Source organism: Pseudoalteromonas sp. S558 (assembly GCF_005886635.1).
Classification (GTDB): domain Bacteria; phylum Pseudomonadota; class Gammaproteobacteria; order Enterobacterales; family Alteromonadaceae; genus Pseudoalteromonas; species Pseudoalteromonas aliena.
Map to the genome: position 1 here is coordinate 21,073 of NZ_PNDU01000073.1, position 25,996 is coordinate 47,068.

Below are 25,996 nucleotides of genomic sequence, written 5' to 3' on the forward strand. Positions count from 1 at the left end.
AAAAAAACCTCAGTAATTACTGAGGTTTTTTTATGTTTTTTAAACGCTTAATCTTCATTTAAAACAGGTACTTCAAGCCCCATTTCTTGCATTATTTTTTTCACTTCTTCAGGTACTTTTTCGGCATTATCTTTACGTAAATCGTCGTCATTAGGTAAAGGTTGGCCTGTAAATGCATGTAAAAAAGCTTCGCATAATAGTTCACTGTTTGTCGCATGGCGTAGGTTACTAATTTGACGACGTGTACGTTCATCAGTTAATACTTTTAATACATTTAGTGGGATCGAAACGGTGATCTTTTTAACTTGTTCTGATTTTTTACCGTGTTCTGCGTATGGGTGAATATACTCACCATTCCATTTAGCCATAAGATGTATCGTTGCCTCAGATTATTAATTGCTCACACAAGATAAAAGCGTGTGAATATGCGTGAAATTCTATCGATTTAAAAAAGATAGTCAAATACTTGTTATTTAGCCATCTAGCGGTTTAAATGTTTTGACTTCTTAAATTGAATAAACTACTCTTTTAGACGTCTAAACATCCAAATTAATTAGGTGACAAGTATGAGTGGAAAAAATAAAGCAACTATTGCAGTGCGTAGCGGTATAGAGGCTGATAAACAGCATGGTGCAGTGGTAGCTCCACTCTATTTGTCGACAACGTATTCGTTTGCTGATTTTGATACTAAGCGCCAATATGATTACGGCCGTAGCGGTAATCCTAATCGTGATATTTTAGCTGAAACGCTTGCAGAGCTCGAAGGTGGGGCGCGTGGCATTATTACAGCTACAGGCATGGCTGCTGTGCATTTAGCTACGCAGCTACTTAATCACGACGATACATTGGTGATCCCACACGACTGTTACGGTGGTAGTTATCGTTTATTTACTTCATTACAAAAGCGCGGCTTATTAAAACTTAAAGTTTTAGACTTAACTAAACAACAGAGCCTTGATCAAATATTAGAGATTAAACCAAAATTAATTTGGATAGAAACACCCAGTAACCCAGTATTACGTTTAACTGATATTAAAGCGGTCACTGAAGTTGCAAAACAATGCGGTGCATTGGTTGCAGCAGATAACACATTTTTGTCACCAGCATTACAAAACCCAATTAAATTTGGAGTAGACATTGTCGTGCACTCTACAACGAAGTATATCAATGGCCATTCGGATGTTGTTGGTGGTGCAGTCATAACCGCAACACAAGCACTGGGTGATGAACTTGCTTGGTGGGCAAATAATATTGGTATTACAGGGGCACCTTTTGATAGCTACTTAACATTACGAGGTTTGCGTACCTTAAATATCCGTTTAAAACAGCACCAAGAAAACGCATTAGCAATTGCTAAGTATCTTGAAGAATCTGAGTTTGTTAGCCAAGTTTATTATCCAGGTCTTGAGTCGCATCCTCAACATGAATTAGCGAAAGCACAGCAGCTTGGTTTTGGTGGCATGGTTAGCTTTGATATTAAAGGCGACATACACGATGCGGCTGCATTTTTAACAAGCTTAAAAGAGTTTAGTTTAGCTGAGTCATTAGGGGGAGTGGAGAGTCTAATTTGCCACCCTGCGACAATGACTCATGCAGGAATGGAAGAAGAAGCACGCTTAGAAGCGGGGGTGGGCGATACGCTTATCCGTATTTCGGTTGGTATTGAAGATATACATGATTTACTTGCAGACTTTGATCGCGTATTTAATCTTGTTAAACCAGGGTATAAAAAGAACGAAAGTCACGCAGGGAAAAGGGCTGGCGTTTCTAATAACAATGTTAAATTAAGTGCTGCTCATCCGGCACTTTGGTGATTAAAATGGATTGGTACAATATGGTTAACTGTGTACATAAATTTGGCGGTTCGAGCTTAGGGTCGGCCGAACGTTATCAAAGTGTGGCAAAAATTATTTTAGGGCACACTCAACTAGGTGATTGTGTGGTTGTGTCGGCATCAGGTAAAACAACCGATACCTTAGTAACTTTGTGGCAAAGCTATCAACAAAAAGACACGCAAGCTGTTGCTGATATTGTGTTGCAGTTGAGTAATCATCAAGGTGATTTAATTGAACAATTACTGCGCGCAGATGTTAAGCGCAATGCTTTACATACATTAAACGAAGAGTTAAATTTAATCGCTGAGCTTGCTCAAAATGGACAGTTACAAGAATCTGCATTGCTTGCTCATGGGGAATTATGGTCGGCGCGTTTATTGGCCGCTTATTTACAGCAGCTTAATGTTGAAGCTTGCCTGCAAGATGCCAGAAATCTGTTTATCTTAAATGACGGGCAATTATTACATGCGCAAAATATTCAACAATGTAGTGAGTTAATTGCCAGTAATAAAATTAATGTCGTCACTGGGTTCATTGCGTCCAACAGCCTTGGTGATACCGTAACGCTTGGGCGTAATGGCAGCGATTACAGCGCGACTTTATTAGCAAGTTACTGTAATGCAAAGCACGTAAGTATCTGGACTGATACGCAAGGTATATTTAGCGCCGATCCCCGTAAAGTAAATAAAGCGATTAAGTACGCAAAAGTGTGTCGCGGGCAAGCGAATTTGCTAGCCAGATTAGGCAATCCTGTTTTGCATGCAAAAACACTATCCCCACTTAAAAATACCGACATAAAACTTGCTGTGCGCAGTAGTTACGATGTACAAGCCAGCCAAACCGATATAGTTAAAGAAGGCTGTGTAAAACAAAAGCGTTTTATAACAACCTTACAGAATGTCGATTTATTAGTTATTGAAGGTCTGAGTGAAGGTGAGGTTACTCATGTTAGCCAGCTTATTCAGCACAGCCTTCATCATTTTAGTCAAAATGGAGATACGTATTTAGTGGTACCAGCAGCTTCAACGTATCAGGTAGTAAGCTACTTCGCTGGCAGAGCGAATATTAGTGAATCGAATTTAAATGGTTGTGCGGTTTTAGCTCCTGAGCAGGACGTAAATACGTTAGCTTTACATGCCCTTGATTTACTCAACCTACAAAGTATTCAGCCTCGTTTTGTACATCAAGGTGATGGCTATGTATTACTACTGACAGATCAATTAATTGATAGTGATATTTTAAGTATATTACACGATAAGCTTATTAATAAAGGGCAAGAAGTTGCGCTGATAGTAGCAGGGCTGGGTAATGTCGGTGAAGTATTTATTGAGCAGCTATCTACTCAACTCGATCGTTTATCGGATAACTTTAGCGTCAAACTTGTGGGGTTAGTGCGCTCGACACAGATGCTATTTAATGCCAGTGGTATCAATACAGTACAATGGAAAACTCAATGGCAACATGAAGCAAATAACTACAATGAACATGATTTATTGAGCGCGATCAATGAGCTAGATTATGAGCATAAAGTAGTTGTTGATATAACCGCCAGTGAAAAATTTAGTGCGTTATATACTGATCTTGTTGAACGCAATTGCCATTTAATTAGCGCTAATAAATATGCAGGAACAGCTCCAACTATTTGGTATGAATCACTGTGTAAAAGCATTACAGAAAAAAACTTGCATTGGCGCTATAACACAAGTGTTGGAGCTGGTTTACCAATTAACTTTGCACTCGCTGATTTACAAAATAGTGGCGACAAAATTACGCGCATAGAAGGTGTTTTCTCAGGGACATTATCGTGGTTATGTAGTAAATATGATGGTTCAAAAGCATTTTCTGATTTAGTGCTCGAAGCACAAAGTATGGGCTTTACAGAGCCTGACCCTAGAGAGGATTTATCGGGTCGAGATATGCAGCGCAAGTTGCTGATTTTAGCGCGTGAGCTGGGCATTAAATTAGACCTTGACGATATAGCGTTATCGGCACTTATGCCCGATGAGCTGGCTCAAGGTAGTTGGAATGATTTTATTGATCAAAAAGATCAGTTAGATGAATTTATAAAAGCGCATGCCCATAAAGCGCAATTAGAGAATTCAGTTCTTTGTTACACGGGGTTATTAGAAATAAATCAAGGTAAAATAACCGCGAAGGTTGGTATCAGTTATGTAGCAAAAGGTAATGCTTTGGCTAATTTAACACCTGGCGACAATATATTTGTGATTAACAGTCAATGGTACAGCGATAACGCGTTAGTTATTCAGGGTCCAGGTGCTGGAAAGGAAGTTACAGCAGCTGGCATTCACTCAGATCTATATTGGCTGATGCAAAATTTAAAGTGACAGCATATAGCCAAAAGCAAACAGGCAGCTAAATTAGCTGCCTGTTTATTTGCGAAAATAACCTAAAATAGCTCTTCTTCAGTTTTAGTCTCTTCTTCAAAAATATCAGTTGGCTGCGAAAGTACGTATTTCGTTGGTGCAGTGCCTTTATCAAAGTATTCAAACCGGCTGGTATAGTCATTTTTATGGCTTAACAAGCCAGTCGCTAAATCAATTCGAATTGAAATAAGACCTTCTGGTGGCTCTATCGGCGCCTCTGGTACGCCCTCAAGTGCGGCTTTCATGAACTCAATCCATGCAGGTTGAGCTGTTTTTGCTCCAGACTCAGCACCTGAAATTTGACTGCTATCAAGATTGTTATTGTATGTTGAACGACCTAAAGAATTTCCAGGGTTGTCAAAGCCAACCCAAACAGAGGTCAGCACATTTTTATTAAATCCACTAAACCAAGTATCAACGGAGTCATTAGTAGTGCCTGTTTTGCCAGAAAGATCGCGGCGATCTAATGACTGAGCACGCCAACCCGTACCGCTCCAGCCTGTTTTTTGCGCCCAACTACCTCCGCCCCAAATACCACTGTGCATAGCATCTGCAATTAAAAATGCATTTTGCTTAGAAATAATACGTGACGCACATTGTGTGATTTGGTTAGCTTCATTCTCATTATTTTGGGCTGTAAAGTTGGTAGGGATAGTTGTTGCTTCATTCATTTCTTCATCGCATACAACAACAGGGTTCGTTTTAAATAATATATTGCCGTAGGCATCTTGAATTTCAGAGATAAAATAAGGTTCTATTAGGTGCCCGCCATTGGCAAATGCGCTCATACCACGGGCTAGTTCAAGCGGAGTTATTGATGCGCTACCTAGTGCTAATGATTCGCTGCGATTTATATCTTCATTCTTAAAGCCAAATTTTAGTAAGTGATCGGCGGTACGTTGCAGCCCTACACCACGCAGTAAACGTACGGAAATAACGTTTTTAGATTGTGCTAACGCGCGGCGAATACGAATCGGACCATTATAAATAGCGGGGCTATTTTTTGGTCGCCATGCAACACCTTGGCTTTTATCCCACTGATTGATTGGCGCATCATTTAATATAGACGCTAAGGTGTAACCCTTTTCAAGCGCTGCTGAATAAATAAAAGGTTTAATGTTTGAACCCACTTGGCGTTTAGCTTGCACCGCTCGATTATATTGGCTCTGCTCAAAGCTGTAACCACCTACAATTGCTTTAATACGTCCGTCTTGAGGATTGAGCGATACAATAGCACTTGATGGCTCAGGTATTTGGCTTAGCAAATAACTGTCGTCATTATTTTTACGAAGCCATATCTGCATACCAGGTGCTAGGATGTCGGTCGCCGCTTTTGGTGCAAAGCTCTGGCGGTAACGCGTAATGTATTTACGCGCCCATTTTAAATTATCCCAAGTAAGTGTGCTTTGCATACCATTTTTGAGAATAACATCAGCTGTTTTTTCATTAACAGCAACTACAACTGCGGTTTTTAGAGATCCTAGCTCTTGTACGTTTTGCAGCTCATTAATAATTTGTGATTTGCTAAGTGCTGGTTGAGTTTCTTGCTCCCACAACACCTTTACAGGGCCTCTAAAGCCATGTCGCATATCATAGTTGTGCAAATTATTGATCAGTGCTGTTTGTGCTGCTTGCTGTACATTAGACTCAACCGTTGTAAAAATCTTATAACCAGAATTATACGCTGTATCAATTCCGTAACGGGCAACCATCTCTGCACGTACCATCTCAGATATATAAGGTGCATATAAATCAATTTCTGCCCCATGAAAATAAGCGGTTATAGGTTGATTTGTTGCGTCATTATATTCGGATTGTGTTATGTATTTTTCTGTCAGCATGCGGCCAAGTACTACATTACGACGAGACTTTGCACGTGTGGGGTTACGAATGGGATTGAGTGCTGACGGTGCTTTAGGTAAACCTGCGATCATTGCCATTTGTGCAAGTGTTAAATCTTTTAATTCTTTTCCGTAATACACTTGTGCGGCGGCACCAATACCAAATGCACGATTGCCTAATTCTATTTTGTTTAGATAAAGTTCAAGGATTTCATCTTTTGTTAATATATTTTCTATATGTAGCGCAATAAATATTTCTTTAACTTTACGGATATACGCTTTTTCGCGGGTAAGGAAAAAGTTACGCGCTAATTGCATTGTTATTGTACTAGCACCTTGTTTTTTCTCACCAGTAGAAATAAGTACTAACGCCGAGCGTACTATTCCGATAGGATCTATACCAATGTGGCTGTAAAACCGATTATCTTCTGTTGCTAAAAAAGCATTGATTAAAGGTGTTGGTATTTCGTTTATAGTAACGGGAATACGTCGTTTTTCGCCAAATTGATTTATTAAAAGCCCATCTTTAGTGAATACTTGCATGGGGGTTTGCAGTTGCACGTCTTTCAAAACTTGAACGCTAGGGATATCCGATTTAACGTAATAATAAAGGCTGATTAAAGTGATCAGTCCAAGTAACGTGCAAATGATAAAAAATTGTAAAGTTCGTTTTAATAAAATCACTTATATTTCCCTAAATTGACTCCCAATTATGCATGGAGACTGCTAGTATATATTGATTAAAAAATGAATAATATTTTTTCAGATAAAAATTATAACTTGTTTATTATTAAAACAAAGGTCAAGTTGCAAACATGCTAAGTCAACTATTTCAAAAACCGTCGACTATGATGGTCGGAATTGATATTGGATCGCATTCCATTAAGGCGGTACTTTTAAGTGAAATTGAAACTGGATTTCGGCTAGAGGCGCTTGCCATTGAGCCAATGCCAAAAGGTGCAATGAGTGAACGCGCCATTCAAGATATTGAAGCGATTGGCAATGTAATTATTAAGTTGAAAAGAAAACTACCAAGATCGTTAAAATTTGCCGCTGTTGCTGTTTCAGGCCAAACTGTTATCACAAAAGTGATTTTTATGGATGTGTCATTAACCGATGCTGAATTGGAGTCGCAAATAGAAATTGAAGCAGACAGCTTAATTCCTTACCCCCTCGATGAAGTAAATCTTGATTTTGAAAAGCTCTCAATAAACGAAGCCGATCCAAGTAAGATGAACGTACTACTTTCAGCTGCGCGGACAGAAAGTGTGGAAGCCCGTGTTGGTGCGCTTGAGGTTGCAAATTTAGAAGCGAAGGTTGTAGACGTAGAAAGTTACGCGCTTAGTCGCTCAATGGATGTTTATTATCAGCAACTACCTAGTGATGCATTTAATAAATGCGTAGCTGTTGTTGATATTGGCGCGGTGCTTATGCTTGTAAGTATTGTGCAAGCAGGAGAGACTATATACACCCGAGATCAAATGTTTGGCGGCGATCAATATACAAACAGCATTGTTGCTTATTATAATAAAGGTTTTGATGAAGCTGAAATTGGCAAAACAACGGGCGATTTGCCTCCAAATTATACTTTCGAAGTACTTGCGCCATTTCAGACATCGTTACTTCAACAAGTACGCAGAGCCGTGCAAATGTTTTTAACAACCAGCGGTAAAGATCAAGTTGATTATATTGTTTTAACAGGAGGTACTGCCATGATTAAGGGAGTCGATCGTCTGTTAATTGAAGAGCTGGGTATCCACTCTGTGGTTGTTGAACCTTTTGATAATATGGAAATATCTCCTAAGGTTGATCGTAATGTAATGCAGCGACATAAAACGCAATTTGCAATTGCTACAGGATTGGCATTGAGAGGGTTTTCATCGTGCCACATATAAATTTACTGCCTTGGCGTGAGGAACAGCGCCAAGAGTCGAAGAAGAAATTTGTCACCATTTTAATTGCCATTGTCATTGTATGTTTTGCGAGCATGTATTTGTTGAGTTCATTTTATGGAGCTTTAAAAGATGGGCAAAATTTAAAGAATAGTTATCTCAGTGCAGAGATTAACAAACTTGATAAAAGAATCACTGATATTAGAGACTTAGATAAGAAAAAAGAGAACTTACAACAAAGAATGCGTTTAATAGAAGAGCTACAAAGTAGTCGTAATTTAGGGACTCAAATCATGGATGAGGTGGCAAAAATTGTCCCGGCGGGCGTTTACTTTACAAAGCTAGAGCGCAGAGGTAACCAAATTCATGTTTTAGGGCGTAGCGAATCTAATAATCGTTTGTCGACTATGCTTCGCCAAGTACAAAGCTCCTACCTATTAGAACGACCATCAATGCAAGGTATTGTTGCTGGTAATAAATCATCGAGCCTACTGAGTGACTTTAATATGGAATTTTATGTAAAACCATTCAATAAAATTGGTGAAGTTAACAATGAACCTTGATTTTAAAGTACTTAATGATATTGATTGGAATGAAATAGAGCTTGATAACATCAGTGAATGGCCTATCGCAGTTAAGGCCATTTGCTGCACATTTATTGCGAGCCTTGTGTTGTTTTTTAGCTATAGCTTATTGGTTTCTGATGAAATTAATAGTTATCACAATGCTGTTGCAAAAGAAGTTGAGTTACGAACGACTTACCGCACAAAGTATGCAGTGGGCAGTAAACTTGATATTTATCGTCAACAAATGCTTGAAATGGAAGATAAATTTTCTAAATTATTAAAGCGCTTACCTACTTCAAATGAAACCCCTGGTTTATTAGATGATTTGTCGTATGTAGGAACAACTAGTGGCTTAACATTCTTAAAAATAGGGTGGTTACCTGAAGTTGAAAAAGAATTCTATACTGAATTACCAATAAAGATAGAAGTGGTAGGAACCTATCATGAGTTTGGTGAATTTGTCGGTAAAGTAGCGCAACTCCCCCGTATTGTTAGTTTGCATGACTTTTCTATTTCATCATCAGGTGAAAAACAGTTAACATTTAGCGTAGTGGCAAAAACATATCGTTATGAAGAAGGTCTGCAAAAATGAAGCGCTTGTTTTTAACTTCAGTACTGGCCCTTGTGCTATGCGGGTGTAACGATGACATATCTGAGCAAAAAGAATTTATTGACCAAGTTAAAGCGAGTACAACGCCTAAAGTTGACTCAATTCCTGAATTATTAAAATTTGAACATTTTGAATATAACGCAAAACAATTGCGAAGCCCTTTTGTAGCACCGCAACCAGAGATTATTCAAAATAAACTAACACAAATTAAAAACTGTTTGCATCCAGATCCAGAGCGTACACGCGAAGTGCTGGAAAAATATCCGTTGGATAATTTGGCAATGAAAGGCACAATCGGATCAGCTGAACAAGTATGGGCACTTATTACTGCTGCTGACGCCACTTTGCACCGGGTAACCGTTGGCAACCATTTAGGCAGTTATGATGGAAAGGTAAGATTAGTAACGAATGACTATATAGAGCTTGTAGAATTAATCCCTGATGGGTCTGGTTGTTGGAAAGAGCGCCTGACGAAATTGGAAATGTTAGAGGCGGCAATTGATGGCGCAAATTAATAAGAAAAAAGGTAAAAACAGCATGCATAAGGATGTTCCTTGGCTTAACCGCATCTCGATAATTTTATTTGTTATCGTGAGTGTGTTTACAGCTAACTCCGCTATCGCAACACCGTTACTTTATGATGTTCGTTATAACCCACTGCTTAAAGGTGAAACTGAGTTACAGCTGGTATTTGACGAAGAATTAATTCAAGAGCCTAAAATCCAAGTTTTTAATAATCCGGCACGTATAGAAATGTTATTCAGTGCTGCTCACTTGGAAGAGGGATTAGAAAATGTACCGGTTAATCAAGCGGGCATCAAGAGTGTTACTAGCGCGCTAACAAGTAATGGCTTAAAAGTTATCGTCAATCTTGAGCGTCTAAAAATTTATGAAACACAAATCCATAACAATCTTGTTTCTTTACGTGTCTCTGATAATCCATTAACAGAACATATGGTTGAAGGTGAAAATACTCACTCTCAGGAAATAGCGGGTAATTATATTAACCGCGTTCAATCAATCGATTTTCGTCGAGGCGAAAAAGGTGAAGCGAAGGTGCTTGTTTTTTTACAAGATACTCAAGCAGCAATAGAGGTACATGAAAGCGGCGGTAAAATCATTGCTGACTTTCACCATACTGATATTTTAGATGATTTACTGTATGAGCTAGACGTACTCGATTTTGGAACGATTGTTAGTAAAATAGAAACATTTAAAAAAGATGGTCTAACCCAAATAGTTATTGAGCCAAATGCAGCATTCACTTTCACTTATCAACAAATAGATAATATTTTTACATTAACAGTAGAAAAAGACGATGCTCAAAATGCTTATTTAGATGGTGGTAAAGAGTATCAAGGTCGCCCTATGACCTTAAATTTTCAAGATATTTCTGTTCGGGCTGTGTTGCAAATTATAGCCGGTTACAATAACTTTAATTTAGTGACCAGTGACTCAGTGACAGGCAATATTACGCTACGATTGGATGGTGTGCCATGGGATCAGGCGCTTGATGTAGTGCTTCGTATCAAAGGGCTTGATAAGCGCATGGATGGCTCTATATTGATGGTTGCTCCTTCAGAGGAACTGGCAGCGCGAGAGGCAAAAGATTTAAAGGCAAAGCAAGATGTTGAAAATTTAGAGCCGTTATATAGCGAGTATATTCGTCTAAATTATGCTAAAGCTGAGGAGTTTGCCGATCTACTAAAAACAGATACTAATAGCATCATCACTCAGCGGGGGAGTGTTTCTGTTGATAAGCGCACGAATACATTATTAATAAAGGACACCGCAAAAAGCATTGAAAGTGTGCGCCGCATGGTCGAAACCCTCGATATAGCAGTTAAGCAAGTTGTAATAGAAGCCCGTATGGTCACAGTGCGCGATAACGTAACAGAAGACTTAGGTGTTCGTTGGGGTTTTAGCGATCAGCAAGGTAGTGATGGTATATCGGGCACATTGGAAGGGGCTAATACAATTTCTAATGGTGTTATCCCTGCTATATCAGATAGATTAAATGTAAATTTACCCGTTGCAAATGCGTCAGCAAGTATAGGCATGCATATTGCGAAGCTTGCCAATGGGACATTGATTGATTTAGAGTTAACTGCACTTGAGGAAGAAAATAAAGGCGAAATTATCGCGAGCCCTCGTATCACTACAGCAAATCAACAACAAGCACGTATAGAGCAGGGGACTGAAATCCCTTACGTTGAATCGGCTTCAAGTGGTGCGACAACGGTTAGCTTTAAAAAAGCAGTGCTAAGTTTGCAAGTAACACCACATATTACACCTGACAATAAAGTCATTTTAGATTTAATTATCACTCAAGATACACGAGGGGATACAGTTCAAACTGGAACTGGCCCAGCTGTTGCTATTGATACCCAACAAATAGAAACACAAGTGCTTGTTGAAAATGGCCAAACAGTCGTACTTGGTGGAATTTTTCAGCAACAAATTATAAATTCGACTAAAAAAGTACCAATTTTAGGCGATATTCCATACTTAGGAAGGTTGTTTAAGAGTACCAGTGAGTTTAACGAAAAGCGTGAATTACTGATTTTCGTGACTCCAAAAATACAAATTGATTAAAATAAGATAGTTTTTTGTTAACCAACGGGTAATTATTTAGATTAATTGCTCGTTATATAGCTTTTTATGCTAATTGACTTGAAATGCCCCTGCAATTACTGAGATAATCCCCTCCTTAATTTTGGGGCCAGGTCGTTAGGCGGGGTTTTATTTCAAATTTTAGAGTTCGTTTGTACTAAAAGATATGGCTGAGAAACGTAATATATTTCTAATTGGCCCCATGGGGGCTGGAAAAAGCACAATTGGTCGTCACATTGCCGATCAATTACACCTTGAATTTGTTGATTCTGATCAAGAAATCGAACGCCGAACAGGTGCAGATATTGCATGGGTGTTTGATCTTGAAGGTGAAGAAGGCTTTAGACTTCGTGAAGAATCTGTTATTGGCGACTTAACGGAAATGCAAGGTATTGTACTTGCTACCGGTGGTGGTTCAGTAATGAGTAAAGAAGTTCGAAACAAGCTTTCGGCTCGAGGTATCGTTGTATACCTCGAGACACCGATTGAAAAACAAGTTGCACGCACACAACGCGACAAGCGTCGCCCGTTACTGCAAACAGAAGAAGCACCTCGTGATGTATTAGAGCGCTTAGCAGAAGAACGCGAACCGTTATATAAAGAAGTGGCAGATTTTGTTGTACGCACTGATGAGCAAAGCGCTAAAGTTGTTGCTAACCAAATCATCGAGAAACTAGATTTTTAAAAACCAATAATAAAGGAATAACGGAGCATGCTTGAATTAACTGTTAATTTGGACGAGCGAAGTTATCCTATATACATTGGTAAATCTGCACTTCAAGATAATGGCCGCCTAGTCCACCACATTGGTGATTGTCGGCCTATCATCATTACTAATGACACAATAGCGCCTTTATATTTACAAAAGCTACTTGATTCATTAGCCGAACTAAATCCACTTTCTTTTATCATTCCTGATGGCGAACAGTATAAATCATTAGAATGGTTTGAAAAAATATCTGCCTTTTTACTTCAAAACAATTGCGGCCGAGATACGTGCTTAATTGCATTGGGCGGTGGTGTTGTTGGTGATTTAACGGGCTTTGTCGCTGCATGTTATCAGCGTGGTGTGCCGTTTATTCAAATACCCACAACGTTATTATCGCAAGTTGATTCATCAGTAGGTGGTAAAACCGCTGTAAATCATCCTCTAGGTAAAAATATGATAGGGGCGTTTTATCAGCCACAAGCTGTTTTTATCGATACACAATCACTACATACGTTACCTGCCAGAGAGTTTGCTGCTGGTATGGCTGAAGTAATTAAATATGGTTTGATTTACGACACCGATCTATTTAGTTATTTAGAGCAACATGTGACAGATTTACAGCAATTAGATGAAGTTTGTTTGCAACATATTATTTTTAGGTGTTGTGAAATTAAAGCATTAATTGTTGCTCAAGATGAAAAAGAGCATGGTTTACGAGCACTACTCAACTTAGGCCACACATTTGCTCATGCGATTGAAGCGCAAATGGGGTACGGTGTTTGGTTACACGGAGAAGCTGTTGCTACTGGGATGGTACTTGCGGCTAAGCTGGCGAATGCGCGTGAAGATTTAAGTGCGGACGAAGTAACACGTATTATTGATGTGATTGCACAGTATAACTTACCTACCAAAATACCTACAAAAATGACAAGCGAGCAATTTCTAACGCACATGCGTAAAGATAAAAAGAATAAAAAAGGAACGATTCGTTTTATTTTACCCACCCAATTTGGCCAATGTGCATTAGTTGATGATGTATCTGACGACCAAGTTCGAGACTTAATCGAGCAATAAATGCAGCTACAAATTTTACCAAGCCGTGCTGCTTTGGTGGATAGAATCGCACTGCAATTTGAATACGGGCAAAACCTCATTGTTTTATTGGGCACTTCAGGGCTCGGTAAAAGCTATATGCTCGAAACTTTCATTACTGATAAATATACCGAGTTTAATAAAGTTTTTGTGCAGACAAGTGCAAAAATGACTGACACTCAATTAATGAGTAATTTGTTAGAGCAAAGTTTTAAGACCCCTTTAGTTGATCATAACTTAACTTTGTCTGAAAATTTTTACCAGCTATCACAACAGCAACCTTGTGGCCCCTGTTTATGGGTGCTTGATGGCGGCCGAAATTTATCTGAAGAATTTTTGTCTGAATTAGAATTACTTGCAAAAAATAGCCCGAGTACTTTGTACATCATGCTTGCATCATCATCAAAGTTACCTTTGAATAATGCGGTAGAAATTTATTTAGAGCCGCTGACGCTGAGTGAGAGTAAGCAATTAATGGGATGGTATTTTAAGGACCTTCCTTATGATGAGGATCCCGTATTCCAAGCATTTTTAACTGAGGCACACGGAAATCCAAGTTTATTACTTGCATGGCAAGCTAATGAACACGTTGCCAATGTTGTTGTAAAAGACAAGGTATCTTGGCGTTTGCATTTGCTTATTTTGATGTTGATCATCATGTTTTTAATTATAGGTTTTTTATATAAATCAGATATGACTCAATGGTGGCAACAGTACTATCAGCAAGAGCAGGTTGAGGTTAGTACCACAGCAATTTCTGTAAAGCGGATTACCGAATCGTCGCTAGAAAAAGATAATTTAAAAAGCGCTTTCTCTACACCTAATAGCTCTACCCTCAGTGCTGGCGAAGTAATTGCTGAACCAAGCATTGCTGAGCGCAAGCCACTTCATAATGATGTGCCGGCAATAATGCAAAGCCTCACAAAGCCTAAAGAGAACGTTGATGTTGTCGCTAGCAATGATAGAGAATCGACTCCTGTTATTGAACAGCCAGCAAAAGTCAGCAAAGAAATTGCTAATAAGACTAGTCAGCCCGAAAGAGAAAAACAATGGTACCTCAAGCAACCAGAAGCTAATATTGTTATTCAGTTATTAGCAGTTACGCAGCAGCAAGTGAGTGTTCAATTTATTGCTCAATATAAGCTACAGAATACGGTGCATATTTATCAAACAAAAAGAAACAATAAAGTTTGGTGGGTAATAACATACGGCAGTTTCGAAAACTTAAGCGATGCGACCTTAGCGATGAAAAATTTGCCAATAGGTATTTTAAAGAATAAACCTTTCTATAAGAGAATTAATAAAATAAAACAAGAAATTGCACTACTAGATCAGTAAATTAAACGACTTTAGTGTAAAATCTCGCAACACCGAATTGAAGTAAAGAGCCCAATGCAGCAAAAGAGTAGAGCCTTCCTTAAATGGGCTGGCGGAAAATACAGTCTAGTTGATGATATTAACGCGCGATTAAAGCAAGCAACTAAGCATGCTGATACTTTGGTTGAACCTTTTGTTGGCGCGGGCTCAGTTTTTTTAAATAGCAATTTTAAACATTATATTCTCAATGATATTAATGCTGATTTAATCAACTTATATAAAGAACTGAGAGACTCTCCTGATGAGTTTATCAGTGATGCTAAAAAGCTATTTGTAGATTTAAATAATCACCCCGACGCTTACTATGAGTATCGTGTGCAGTTCAATCAAAGCCGCGATGTTTATGAGCGATCAATGCTGTTCTTATACATGAACCGTTTTGGTTATAATGGCCTTTGTCGATATAACTTAAAAGGTATTTTTAATGTACCTTTTGGAAAATATAAAAAGCCTTATTTTCCTGAAAAAGAAATGTATTTCTTTGCCGAAAAAGCGCAGCAAGCTACCTTTACGTGTTTAGGTTACGATGATGTGTTTAAACTGGTGCCCGAAAATGCCGTTATATATTGCGATCCACCCTATGTACCATTAAGCAAAACAGCGTCGTTTACATCTTATGCTAAAGGCGGGTTCAATTTAGATGATCAAGCTAATTTAGCTAATTTAGCTGAACAAGCTGCATTTGAAAATAATACCCCCGTACTTATTTCGAATCACGATACCGTCTGGACTCGTAAAATTTACAGCCAAGCATCGCTTGAGCAAATTCAAGTAAAACGTACTATTAGTCCTAAAGGGGGATCTCGTAATAAAGTCAATGAGCTGATGGCTATGTATTTAACACCAGAACGACCACGGCATAAATAGCGACAACAAATAGAATAAAGAAAACAATAGCGATTATTGCAATTGAAAATAGGGAGTGTTGTTTGAAATCTGTTTGGCGCTTATTTTCAGATTGAACACCAAAAAATGCTGCTAACACACTCTGTATCGCGCTAAAAAAATGCAGCATTATTTAAACAATGGCTTTAAAGATGAGGTGTTTTTAGAGTCTTCGTTGCTGGTAAGTAGTTCTAACAAATCAAGGTAATGAAACTGAGCGCTTCGGCTATCACCGGTAACCCAAGAAAACCAAGATGAGTCATCTTCTATTTTGATACATGCATTTACAGTTTTTTGATGTTGGCAGCTATTTACAGAGCTAAGTTCTTGCTCGCTATCTGAAGCAAAACTAAACGCCCCAATAAATAGTATTGCCGATGCAATTAATATCCCAATTTTAAAAGCCCGCATAATATAACCTAATAATTTGTTACTTTTTTAAGCATAACAAAAATTGATTAAATAACAAACTTAAATTTAACTGAATATAGGTAATAATTATATAAAATAATAACTTAACTTTTAAATAATTAACTTTAAAGCTACGACTATTTTGTTGTAGTAACTTGGGTAACATCACAAATTAAGTTACATTATGGAATAAATGATTCATTGATGGATTTACTATGTTTACTCCAGAACAAAAATACTTGATAGCCCCTTCAATTCTCTCTGCTGATTTTGCAAAACTAGGTGAAGACGTCGACAAAGTCTTGGCAGCCGGTGCCGATGTGGTGCACTTTGATGTAATGGATAATCATTATGTACCTAATCTAACTATTGGCCCTATGGTATGTAAAGCACTTAGAGATTACGGTATTACAGCACCCATCGACGTACATTTAATGGTGAAACCAGTCGACAGCCTTATTCCCCAGTTTGCACAAGCGGGTGCCTCAATTATTACGTTTCATCCAGAAGCGAGTGAGCATGTTGATCGCACCATCCAGCTAATAAAAGATCATGGTTGTAAAGCGGGCTTAGTGTTTAACCCTGCAACCAGCTTAAGTTATTTGGATCATGTTATTGATAAACTTGATGTCATTTTACTTATGTCGGTAAACCCCGGATTTGGCGGGCAAAGTTTTATACCTCACACGCTTGAAAAACTACGCCAAACTAAACAACGAATTGTTGAATCAGGTCGTGAAATTCGTTTGGAGGTGGATGGTGGCATTAAAGTTGATAACATTGCAGCTGCAGCAGCTGCGGGTGCAGATATGTTTGTTGCGGGTTCTGCTATTTTTAATCAACCAGATTACAAAGAGGTGATAGATCAAATGCGTGAGCAGCTCGGAAGTGTTAAATAATGAAGTACGATGTCGCTTTATTTGATTTAGATGGAACCTTGGTTGATAGCGTTTATGATTTATACATTGCCCTTAATCTTACCTTGAGTGAACTCGCTTTTCCTATTGTTAGTCAGCGCTTAGTTGAAAGCTGGGTAGGTAATGGTATTGAAGTACTAGTAAAACGCGCTTTAAGCGGTGATATGCAAGTTAGCGAACATTTAGATGAAGCACTAAGTAGCAAAGCAACAACGCAGTTTCATATGCACTATGAGCATCAAGTTGGTGAATACAGCTTATTGTACCAACATGTAGAAACAGGCCTTGCGGCACTTCGTGGTATGCCAAAAGCGTTAATTACAAATAAAGCCCGTATATTTACAGAAAAGCTACTTGATAAACTAGCGCTAACAAGCCACTTTGATGTGATTATTTGCGGTGATGATATGGCAAAAAAACCATCGCCGGAACCATTGCTTTTTGCTTGCAAAAAGCTAAATGTTGAACCCAATAAAGCCATAATGATAGGCGATTCAAAAAGCGATATACTCGCCGCTAAAGCCGCTAATATAGACGTAATTGCACTTAGTTACGGCTATAATCAAGGCGAAAATCTTGAGGATTATAATCCGCAGTACCTATGCGATAACTTCTTAGATATAATACCTGTTCTAACACAGCGTTAAATATTATTCATTAAGCAAAATAAAGGAAAATCATGAGTAAACCAGTAGTTTTAAGCGGCATTCAGCCAACCGGTGGTATGACAATAGGCAACTATGTTGGCGCTATTAACCAGTGGCTAAAGTTACAGGAAGACCACGAAAGTTTCTTTATGTTAGTAGACTTACACGCTATTACGGTTCGCCAAGAGCCTGAATTACTGCGCTCTCGTGTGTTCGATGGTATTGCTCTATACGCGGCATGTGGCATTGATCCTGAAAAATCTGCGTTATTTGTACAGTCGCAAGTACCTGAGCACGCACAGTTAGCGTGGGTATTAAATTGTTACGCGCAGATGGGCGAGCTTAATCGAATGACTCAGTTTAAAGATAAGTCATCTAAGCATGCAAATAATGTAAACGTGGGCTTATTTTCATACCCAGTATTGCAAGCGGCGGATATTTTATTATACCAAGCTGACCAAGTACCTGTAGGGGATGATCAAAAGCAGCATTTAGAGCTGACTCGCGATATAGCAACACGCTTTAATAATTTATACGGTGACGTATTTAAATTACCAGAGCCGTACATTCCACAGTTTGGTGCACGCGTAATGAGCTTGCAAGATCCACTTAAAAAGATGTCTAAGTCTGACGAAAACCCAAATGGTTACATCATGTTATTAGATGAGCCTAAACAAATTGTGAAAAAGCTTAAAAAAGCAGTAACTGATTCAGATGAGCAAGCGCGCATTTACTTCGATCGCGCAGAAAAGCCAGGTGTGTCAAACTTGCTTACTTTATTGAGTGTTGCAACTAAGCGCTCAATTGAAGACTTAGTGCCTGAGTATGAAGATAAAATGTATGGCCACTTAAAGAAAGATACAGCTGATGCAGTTGTCAACATGATTGAGCCGATTCAAGCACGTTTTAAAGAGATCAGAGAAGATCAAAACCTACTTGATAGCATAATGAAATCAGGTGCTGAAAAAGCCAGTGTACGTGCTGAGAAAACACTGAAGTCGGTATACGATGCGCTTGGTTTTATACCTCGCGGTTAAATTATATAAGTTTAAAAACAAAAAATGCCGCTTTATTAAGCGGCATTTTTTATATGATACGGATTAATAGAATTATATTTATATAGAAGCTTATTTGCCCGCCACTTTATAACTCTAGAGTACTCAACACCGACTTTCTTTATGGTAAGTAAAACCTCTATTTACTTAAGAGAGGTTTTAAGTAATGTCCTGTATGTGAACGCTCACATTCGGCTACTTCTTCTGGTGTACCTGCAATGAGTATTTCACCACCGCCAGCACCGCCTTCAGGTCCTAAATCGATAACCCAGTCTGCTGTTTTAATAACATCAAGATTGTGCTCAATAACCACAATTGTATTGCCGTGATCGCGTAAGCGATGAAGCACAACAAGCAGCTGTTCAATATCAGCAAAGTGTAAGCCTGTTGTTGGCTCGTCCAATATATAGAGTGTTTTACCCGTATCACGCTTTGATAGTTCGCGCGCTAGTTTTACACGTTGCGCCTCACCACCTGAAAGAGTAGTAGCGGCTTGACCTAAACGAACATACGACAAACCAACGTCCATCAGCGTTTTAAGCTTACGGGCAATAGCCGGTATTTTATCAAAGTAATCATGGGCGTCTTCAACAGTCATCTCAAGCACTTGGTGTATGTTTTTACCTTTGTATTGTACTTCGAGTGTTTCGCGGTTATAGCGCTTACTCTTACATACGTCACACGGTACATACACATCAGGTAAAAAGTGCATTTCAACTTTAATTAAGCCGTCGCCTTGGCACGCTTCACAGCGTCCGCCTTTAACGTTAAAGCTAAAGCGACCTACTTTGTAGCCACGTGAGCGCGCTTCTTGCGTACCTGCAAATAACTCGCGAATACCGGTAAATATACCAGTGTAGGTTGCCGGGTTTGAACGCGGAGTACGACCAATTGGGCTTTGATCAATATCGATCACTTTATCAAAATGATCTAAACCGCTAATTGATTTATACGGTGCCGCTTCGGCAGTGGTTGCGCCATTTAGCTCCGTATGAGCAAGTTTAAATAAGGTGTCGTTTATTAGCGTTGATTTGCCCGAGCCCGATACACCGGTAACACAGGTCATTAAACCAAATGGAATTTTTAAATCCACACTTTTGAGGTTGTTACCCGTTGCGCCAAATAGCTCTAGCCATTTTTCGTTCGTTGGGTGACGTTCTTTTGGTATTTCTATTTTACGTACGCCTGATAAAAATTGGCCGGTAACAGATTCTTTACTTGCTAAAATATCGTCGCGCGTACCTTGAGCAATAATATGCCCACCATGAACACCCGCGCCTGGGCCAATATCAATAATATGGTCAGCGGCACGAATAGCATCTTCATCGTGCTCTACCACAATAACGGTGTTACCTAAGTCGCGCAAATGGATTAGTGTTTGTAATAAGCGGTCGTTATCGCGTTGGTGTAAGCCAATAGATGGCTCATCTAGTACGTACATTACACCTACAAGGCCAGCACCAATTTGGCTCGCTAAGCGGATACGCTGTGCTTCACCACCTGATAGTGTGTCGGCGCTACGCTCAAGTGATAAGTAATTTAGGCCAACGTTAATTAAAAACGATAAACGGTCGCGAATTTCTTTTAATATTTTTTCAGCAATTTGGCCTTTTTGTCCGGTTAGCGTTAACCCTTCAAAAAAGCTCATGGCTTCACCAATACTCATGCACGTGATTGCAGGTAAGTTAGTTTGCCCAATAAATACATTTCGAGATTCTTCGCGTAAACGTGAACCATGGCAGCTAGGACACGCTTGGCTAGTTTGGTATTTAGCAAGCTCTTCGCGTACTGAGTTTGACTCGGTCTCACGGTAGCGGCGGTTCATGTTGTTTAACACACCTTCAAACTCATGATTACGCGTAATTAAATCGCCACGGTCGTTACGGTAATTAAACGCAATTTTAGTGCTACCAGAGCCATCTAAAATGATTTTTTTCGAGTCGCTGTCTAAATCTTGATAAGGCACATCTAAATCAAAATTGTAATGATCCGCAACCGCTTGCAGCATTTGATAGTAATAAAAGCTGCGTTTATCCCAGCCTTTAATTGCACCGCCAGCAAGGCTTAACTCTGGGTTATGCACTACGCGATTAGGATCAAAATATTGACGTATACCTAAGCCATCACAGGTTTGACAAGCACCAGCTGGGTTATTAAACGAAAACAAACGCGGCTCAAGTTCAGTCATTGCATAGCCACAAGTAGGGCAGGCAAAATTTGCTGAAAATAGAATCTCTTCAGCGCTGCTATCGTCCATGTATGCTACATGTGCAACGCCATTAGACATTTCAAGTGCAGTTTCGAACGATTCTGCTAAGCGTTGTTGTAAGCCATCTTTTACTTTAAAACGGTCTACAACAACTTCTATTGTATGTTTTTTATGAAGCTCAAGTGTTGGTGGATCAGACAAGTCACATACTTCACCGTCTATACGAGCGCGAATATAACCTTGGCTTGATAGCTGCTCTAATAACTTAACATGCTCACCTTTACGCTCTTTTACTATAGGCGCAAGCAGCATTAATTTACTGCCCTCAGGCAGTGCCAAAACAGTATCTACCATTTGACTAACTGTTTGCGCGGCAAGTGGTAAATCATGTGTAGGGCATCGTGGTTCGCCAACGCGGGCAAACATAAGTCGTAAATAATCGTAAATTTCGGTAATAGTACCCACGGTTGAACGCGGGTTATGAGACGTTGATTTTTGCTCAATAGAAATTGCAGGAGAGAGGCCTTCGATGTGATCTACATCAGGCTTTTCCATAAGCGATAAAAATTGTCTTGCATACGCAGAAAGTGATTCAACATACCGGCGTTGTCCTTCTGCATAAAGTGTATCAAATGCAAGTGATGACTTCCCCGAACCAGATAGACCAGTAATAACTATTAATTTATCACGTGGGATGGTTAGGCTGATGTCTTTTAAATTATGCGTACGGGCGCCTCGGACTTCAATGTTTTCCATGCTATCTCGTTTATTACCAAAATTATTTACTCAGTATCGCATAATACGAAGCAATATTAATCCTTGATCAATGAAAAATCCTTACTTATAGGCGATTAATTATTGCCAAGCTTATGGTAGAATCCCAACCTCAATTTTTCATAGAGTAAGATCACGCAGATAATGACCGCATCTTCACTTAATTCACGAGAAAAACGCGCCGCAGTATCGCTGGCGAGTGTGTTTGCATTTAGAATGCTCGGCTTGTTTATGCTGATGCCTGTATTGGCTATTTATGGACAATCGCTTGAAGGTTTTTCGCCTATTTGGATTGGTTTTGCCATTGGTGCGTATGGTTTAACGCAAGCCGTATTGCAAATACCTATGGGTCGATTATCCGATAAAATTGGTCGTAAAAAGGTTATTGTTGGTGGTTTAGTCGTATTTGCTATTGGCTCTGTAGTTGCTGCATTAGCTGACTCTATTCAAATGGTTACCGTAGGCCGCGCTCTACAAGGTATGGGCGCAATAGCCAGTGCACTACTCGCGTTTGCTTCAGATTTAAGCCGCGATGAGCAACGACCAAAGGTAATGGCCGTTATTGGTATGAGCATAGGAATGAGCTTTGCCTTTGCTATGCTACTTGGGCCAATTGTTGCAGCTTCGTGGGGCATTGCCGGCGTATTTTGGCTGACTGCTATTTTAGCTGTTTTTGGTATATTTATTGTTACTATGCTAGTGCCAAATGCGGTAAATAAAGCACCCAAAGGCGATACGTTAGCAAGCTTTAGTGATATTAAAAAACTAATTAAACACCCGCAATTAGCACGATTAAATGCAGGTGTGCTGCTATTACATTTAACGCTAACCACAATATTTGTCGTACTGCCGAGTCAATTAATTAAAGATGGCTTAGTTGCCGACCATCACTGGTATTTGTATATTCCAGTGCTATTTTTTGCATTTTTATTAATGGTACCAATAATGATTGTGGCCATTAAAAAAGAGAAAGAAAAACAAGCATTTATTGGCTCAGTAGCCTTGTTAACTATTAGTATGTTAGCAATGTCGGTGTGGGTAAATAGCGTAGTAGGCATTGCAGTGTGTATGCTGCTTTATTTTGTGGCGTTTAACTTTTTAGAAGCCACTATGCCTGCACTTGTATCGCGTATAGCACCTGCAAGCCAAAAAGGTTCAGCAATGGGTGGCTACTCATCTAGTCAGTTTTTAGGCGCCTTTTTAGGCGGTATGTTAGGTGGTTATGTAGCACAAACTACAACGACGCAAGCTGTGTTTGCGGCAGCGGCACTTGTTGGGTTAATATGGCTTATTATTGCGTGGAAAATGCAAGTCCCACCCAAAAGTAAAGTTATTAGTTTAATGACCAAATTAGATTCTGAAGAGCATGCTCAAACACTTGCTTCTCAGTTAGTTGCTTTACCAGGCGTAATAGAAGCAACTGTGGTTCGCGATGAAAGTCGCAGCTATTTAAAGATTAATGATAAAGAATTTGACCTAGACCAAGCACGTAAAGTAGCTGGTTTAATCTAACATTTATAGGAGATGGTTCCATGGCACGCGGTGTGAACAAAGTAATTTTGGTTGGTAATTTAGGGCAAGATCCTGAAGTTCGTTATATGCCTAACGGCAATGGTGTAGCAAATATTACTTTAGCAACTTCGGATAGCTATAAAGATAAAAACACTGGCCAAATGGTTGATAAAACTGAGTGGCATCGTGTTGTGTTCTTTGGCAAGTTAGCTGAGATTGTTGGTGAATATTGTCGTAAAGGTTCACAAATTTATGTTGAAGGTAAACTTCAAACACGTAAGTGGACCGATCAACAAGGCCAAGAAAAATACACTACAGAAATAGTTGTAGATGGCTTTACTGGTCAAATGCAAATGTTAGGCGCACGTGGTGGCGATCAGCAAAGTGGTGGTTACCAAGGTAATCAGCCGCAAGGTGGACAACAAGGTGGTGGTTACCAAAGTAATCAAGCGCAAGGTGGTCAGCAAAGTGGTGGTTACGGTCAAAATAATCAGGGCCAAAATAACCAGCAACAAGGTGGTTATGCTCCACAACAGCAAACAGCACCTGCGGCGCAACCTCAGTCAGCGCCAGCACCACAACAAAATAATCAATACCAACAACCGCAAGGCGGCTTTGCACCACAGCAAAACAGCGCACCACAGCAGCAAGGTGGCTTCGCTCCTAAGCCACAAAATGCTCCACAAGGTGGTGCATCAAACCCAATGGAACCAACCATTGATTTTGACGACGATATCCCGTTCTAGATCATATAAAGATATAAATCATTATTTTTAAGCCGCAGCTACTGCGGCTTTTTTTATTTTTTTTAAAAATTTAAACTTGCTGTGCTGCCTTGTGTTAATAGAAATTTTGAACAACACTTCAACTATTACATTAACGAGTGAGCAAGCTATGCAACAGGTAAGGCTGTGGTTCTTAAATCAATTCAAGGCGATTTATTTACTCTTTCTTGTACTGTCACTCATTGCGCTAAACTTGACCTTAAATAATGCATTGCATGATAAGGCTCACCGTTCAGGGCAGCAGTTTGTTAAGCAAATTTACGAACTACAAATAGACCCCATTATTGATTCCCAGATCGTTACAGCACTCGCTCAAAGTCGCGGTTTTATGCTCAAACTCGACCCATCTTCTGCTAGCTTAATACAGCCAGAGCGTGATGTTTTTTCCTATAAAACCCTCAATATAAGCTTATACCATTACCCGAGTTGGATTGTTGAAAGTTATCTATTTATATTGCTAAACCTTATTATTTTTGGGACTGCTCGTTGGTTTTATAAATGGCGAGATACTTTAAAGCTGTCACAGTTAAATTCACTTCAATATCTAATAGCGAAACCAAGTACGGCTGATGTAAAAAAAATAAAAAGTTTAATAAAACCATTAAAAAGCAGAGAGTTGAGAACTTTAGATAAGGAGGTTGTAACATGTCACAGTTTATATGTACTTATAGAATGTGATTGCAGATTTGATAAACATACTGATCAAGAAGTTAGTTTTAAAATTTTAATCATTAAAAGCTTTCCTGAATTGAGGGGGTCATCTTTCAAACTATTGGATAGTGGAAGCTTTGCTATAACATTGTTAAATGTACCCATTACAGAGTTAGATCGGTATATAGAGCGTTTATATCAACGTATTTTTTTATTATGCCAACAACATCAAAAAACGATTGTAAGAAAAAATATTAAAGTAGGCGCATGTGATTATTGTTTTGAGGATGATCAAACAAACGTTTATCAGTTAGCGAAATCGGCGCTTACGCTTTCCCAGTTTAGTCTATTGCAGCATTGCCATCGATTATCCTTAAGCGATAACCAAGAAAAAGGCATAACAAGCAAACAAATCATTGAAAATATTAAAACAAATAAGTTTGTACTTTCTTTTCAACCTTTATTTGATCTTACCGATGGTGACATTCTTCAGCATGAGGCAATTATTAAAGTTAGGTATAATACGCATGGCTTACTTGATGCTAAGTCATATATTACGCAGGTTAAAACTGCTAAAGACGCATTAATGATAGATAAAAGCATTTTGACAAAAATTTTGAAATTAGTAGTTACAGAAAACTCACCCTTGACGGTTAGTATTAATTTACACCCTGAAAATTGGCTCAGTACTCAGTTTTGGGGTTGGTTATCTGTATGTGTTGATGATTTAAAGTTAAGTAGTAGGTTACAATTTGAAATAAGTGATGACTATTTCTTTGCTCATAAAGCGGCAGTGATTAATGCATTTAGAGTCATTAAAAAAGATAGCGCTCATATTATCCTTGATAATGTTAATAGCAGTAAAAATATCCCGATGCTTATTAATTACAAAGAAGTCTGTGGATTAAAGCTCTCGTATCAATTAGTCCACCTAATTAATGAGAAAACTCAGCACCAAAAACAAATAAAAAGAATAATAAATGCAGGGAAATTATTAAATTTACCTGTATATGCCGTCGGTGTAGAAACTCAAAAAGAATTACTTACACTGACTAAGCTTGGTGTGGCCGCAGCACAAGGCTTTTATTTTTCTAGGCCTTTACAAGAATTGACTGAAGCCGTATTTCATTAAATAACCTGAGCTCTGGTTAAGATATTTACTAACGTATTGAATCATGGTGGTATTTAAATTTATTTTCTCTAATACCAGTCTGCATAAATCTTTGATCAA

At 38.9% G+C, this 25,996-nt stretch carries 22 protein-coding genes; 17 read left to right on the forward strand and 5 right to left on the reverse strand.

Annotated features, from left to right (window positions below; genetic code table 11):
• Positions 1-47: 47 nt before the first annotated feature.
• Positions 48-368: a met regulon transcriptional regulator MetJ gene (gene metJ, locus CWB66_RS05650; RefSeq protein WP_077536207.1), complete on the reverse strand. Its 321-nt coding sequence runs from the start codon at positions 366-368 to the stop codon at positions 48-50.
• A gap of 198 nt (positions 369-566) precedes the next feature.
• Here metJ and metB point away from each other — a divergent pair, with 198 nt between their 5' ends.
• On the forward strand, positions 567-1,814 hold the full coding sequence (gene metB, locus CWB66_RS05655) for a cystathionine gamma-synthase (protein ID WP_138584625.1): 1,248 nt from the start codon (positions 567-569) through the stop codon (positions 1,812-1,814).
• Positions 1,815-1,834: 20 nt separating this feature from the next.
• On the forward strand, positions 1,835-4,180 hold the full coding sequence (gene metL, locus CWB66_RS05660) for a bifunctional aspartate kinase/homoserine dehydrogenase II (protein WP_138584639.1): 2,346 nt from the start codon (positions 1,835-1,837) through the stop codon (positions 4,178-4,180).
• 62 nt (positions 4,181-4,242) lie between these two features.
• On the opposite strand, the gene CWB66_RS05665 is transcribed toward metL, so the two are convergent.
• Positions 4,243-6,744, reverse strand: coding sequence for a penicillin-binding protein 1A (locus tag CWB66_RS05665; protein ID WP_138584626.1), 2,502 nt, complete (start codon positions 6,742-6,744; stop codon positions 4,243-4,245).
• Between the two features lie 131 nt (positions 6,745-6,875).
• Here CWB66_RS05665 and CWB66_RS05670 point away from each other — a divergent pair, with 131 nt between their 5' ends.
• From CWB66_RS05670 to CWB66_RS05710, 9 genes are all read left to right on the forward strand, one after another.
• Positions 6,876-7,955 (forward strand): pilus assembly protein PilM, encoded by a 1,080-nt coding sequence (locus CWB66_RS05670; RefSeq protein WP_077536202.1) that lies wholly within the window; start codon positions 6,876-6,878, stop codon positions 7,953-7,955.
• The gene (locus CWB66_RS05675) at positions 7,943-8,515 is read left to right on the forward strand and encodes a PilN domain-containing protein (RefSeq protein ID WP_077536201.1); all 573 of its coding nucleotides are present in this window, start codon (positions 7,943-7,945) and stop codon (positions 8,513-8,515) included. The genes CWB66_RS05670 and CWB66_RS05675 overlap by 13 nt, the downstream gene beginning before the upstream one ends.
• Positions 8,505-9,110: a type IV pilus inner membrane component PilO gene (locus CWB66_RS05680; RefSeq protein ID WP_138584627.1), complete on the forward strand. Its 606-nt coding sequence runs from the start codon at positions 8,505-8,507 to the stop codon at positions 9,108-9,110. Before CWB66_RS05675 ends, CWB66_RS05680 begins: the two co-directional genes overlap by 11 nt.
• The gene (locus CWB66_RS05685; RefSeq protein ID WP_138584628.1) at positions 9,107-9,643 is read left to right on the forward strand and encodes a pilus assembly protein PilP; all 537 of its coding nucleotides are present in this window, start codon (positions 9,107-9,109) and stop codon (positions 9,641-9,643) included. Before CWB66_RS05680 ends, CWB66_RS05685 begins: the two co-directional genes overlap by 4 nt.
• Positions 9,630-11,723 (forward strand): type IV pilus secretin PilQ, encoded by a 2,094-nt coding sequence (locus tag CWB66_RS05690; RefSeq protein ID WP_138584629.1) that lies wholly within the window; start codon positions 9,630-9,632, stop codon positions 11,721-11,723. Before CWB66_RS05685 ends, CWB66_RS05690 begins: the two co-directional genes overlap by 14 nt.
• 184 nt (positions 11,724-11,907) lie before the next feature.
• The gene (aroK, locus tag CWB66_RS05695; RefSeq protein WP_006793103.1) at positions 11,908-12,426 is read left to right on the forward strand and encodes a shikimate kinase AroK; all 519 of its coding nucleotides are present in this window, start codon (positions 11,908-11,910) and stop codon (positions 12,424-12,426) included.
• A gap of 27 nt (positions 12,427-12,453) precedes the next feature.
• Entirely contained in the window at positions 12,454-13,524 is a 1,071-nt protein-coding gene (gene aroB, locus CWB66_RS05700) for a 3-dehydroquinate synthase (RefSeq protein ID WP_077536194.1), read from the forward strand.
• Positions 13,525-14,880, forward strand: a complete 1,356-nt coding sequence (locus CWB66_RS05705; RefSeq protein WP_138584630.1) for an SPOR domain-containing protein — start codon at positions 13,525-13,527, stop codon at positions 14,878-14,880. It abuts the gene before it with no gap.
• A 54-nt stretch (positions 14,881-14,934) separates the two neighbouring features.
• Positions 14,935-15,786, forward strand: coding sequence for a Dam family site-specific DNA-(adenine-N6)-methyltransferase (locus CWB66_RS05710; RefSeq protein WP_138584631.1), 852 nt, complete (start codon positions 14,935-14,937; stop codon positions 15,784-15,786).
• On the opposite strand, the gene CWB66_RS05715 is transcribed toward CWB66_RS05710, so the two are convergent.
• A complete protein-coding gene (locus CWB66_RS05715) occupies positions 15,749-15,934 on the reverse strand; it encodes a DUF2970 domain-containing protein (protein ID WP_138584632.1) in 186 nt (61 codons plus the stop codon). The genes CWB66_RS05710 and CWB66_RS05715 overlap by 38 nt on opposite strands.
• The gene (locus CWB66_RS05720) at positions 15,934-16,215 is read right to left on the reverse strand and encodes a hypothetical protein (RefSeq protein ID WP_138584633.1); all 282 of its coding nucleotides are present in this window, start codon (positions 16,213-16,215) and stop codon (positions 15,934-15,936) included. Before CWB66_RS05720 ends, CWB66_RS05715 begins: the two co-directional genes overlap by 1 nt.
• Positions 16,216-16,430: 215 nt before the next feature.
• Between CWB66_RS05720 and rpe the strand changes: the two genes are divergently transcribed.
• From rpe to trpS, 3 genes are read left to right on the forward strand one after another with little or no spacing between them, the layout of a single operon-like run.
• Positions 16,431-17,114 carry a ribulose-phosphate 3-epimerase gene (gene rpe / locus CWB66_RS05725; RefSeq protein ID WP_138584634.1) on the forward strand — a complete coding sequence of 228 codons (684 nt, stop codon included), beginning with the start codon at positions 16,431-16,433 and terminating at the stop codon, positions 17,112-17,114.
• Entirely contained in the window at positions 17,114-17,779 is a 666-nt protein-coding gene (locus CWB66_RS05730; RefSeq protein WP_138584635.1) for a phosphoglycolate phosphatase, read from the forward strand. The genes rpe and CWB66_RS05730 overlap by 1 nt, the downstream gene beginning before the upstream one ends.
• 32 nt (positions 17,780-17,811) lie before the next feature.
• Positions 17,812-18,816 (forward strand): tryptophan--tRNA ligase, encoded by a 1,005-nt coding sequence (gene trpS / locus CWB66_RS05735; protein WP_138584636.1) that lies wholly within the window; start codon positions 17,812-17,814, stop codon positions 18,814-18,816.
• Positions 18,817-18,973: 157 nt separating this feature from the next.
• On the opposite strand, the gene uvrA is transcribed toward trpS, so the two are convergent.
• Positions 18,974-21,799, reverse strand: a complete 2,826-nt coding sequence (uvrA, locus tag CWB66_RS05740) for an excinuclease ABC subunit UvrA (protein WP_138584637.1) — start codon at positions 21,797-21,799, stop codon at positions 18,974-18,976.
• A 162-nt stretch (positions 21,800-21,961) separates the two neighbouring features.
• Here uvrA and CWB66_RS05745 point away from each other — a divergent pair, with 162 nt between their 5' ends.
• The 3 genes from CWB66_RS05745 to CWB66_RS05755 all read left to right on the forward strand — a co-directional run bounded on the left by CWB66_RS05745 (position 21,962) and on the right by CWB66_RS05755 (position 25,897).
• On the forward strand, positions 21,962-23,329 hold the full coding sequence (locus CWB66_RS05745) for an MFS transporter (protein WP_138584638.1): 1,368 nt from the start codon (positions 21,962-21,964) through the stop codon (positions 23,327-23,329).
• Positions 23,330-23,349: 20 nt separating this feature from the next.
• A complete protein-coding gene (gene ssb, locus CWB66_RS05750; RefSeq protein WP_077536174.1) occupies positions 23,350-24,075 on the forward strand; it encodes a single-stranded DNA-binding protein in 726 nt (241 codons plus the stop codon).
• A 91-nt stretch (positions 24,076-24,166) separates the two neighbouring features.
• Positions 24,167-25,897: an EAL domain-containing protein gene (locus CWB66_RS05755; protein ID WP_354384675.1), complete on the forward strand. Its 1,731-nt coding sequence runs from the start codon at positions 24,167-24,169 to the stop codon at positions 25,895-25,897.
• The last annotated feature ends 99 nt before the right edge of the window (positions 25,898-25,996 follow it).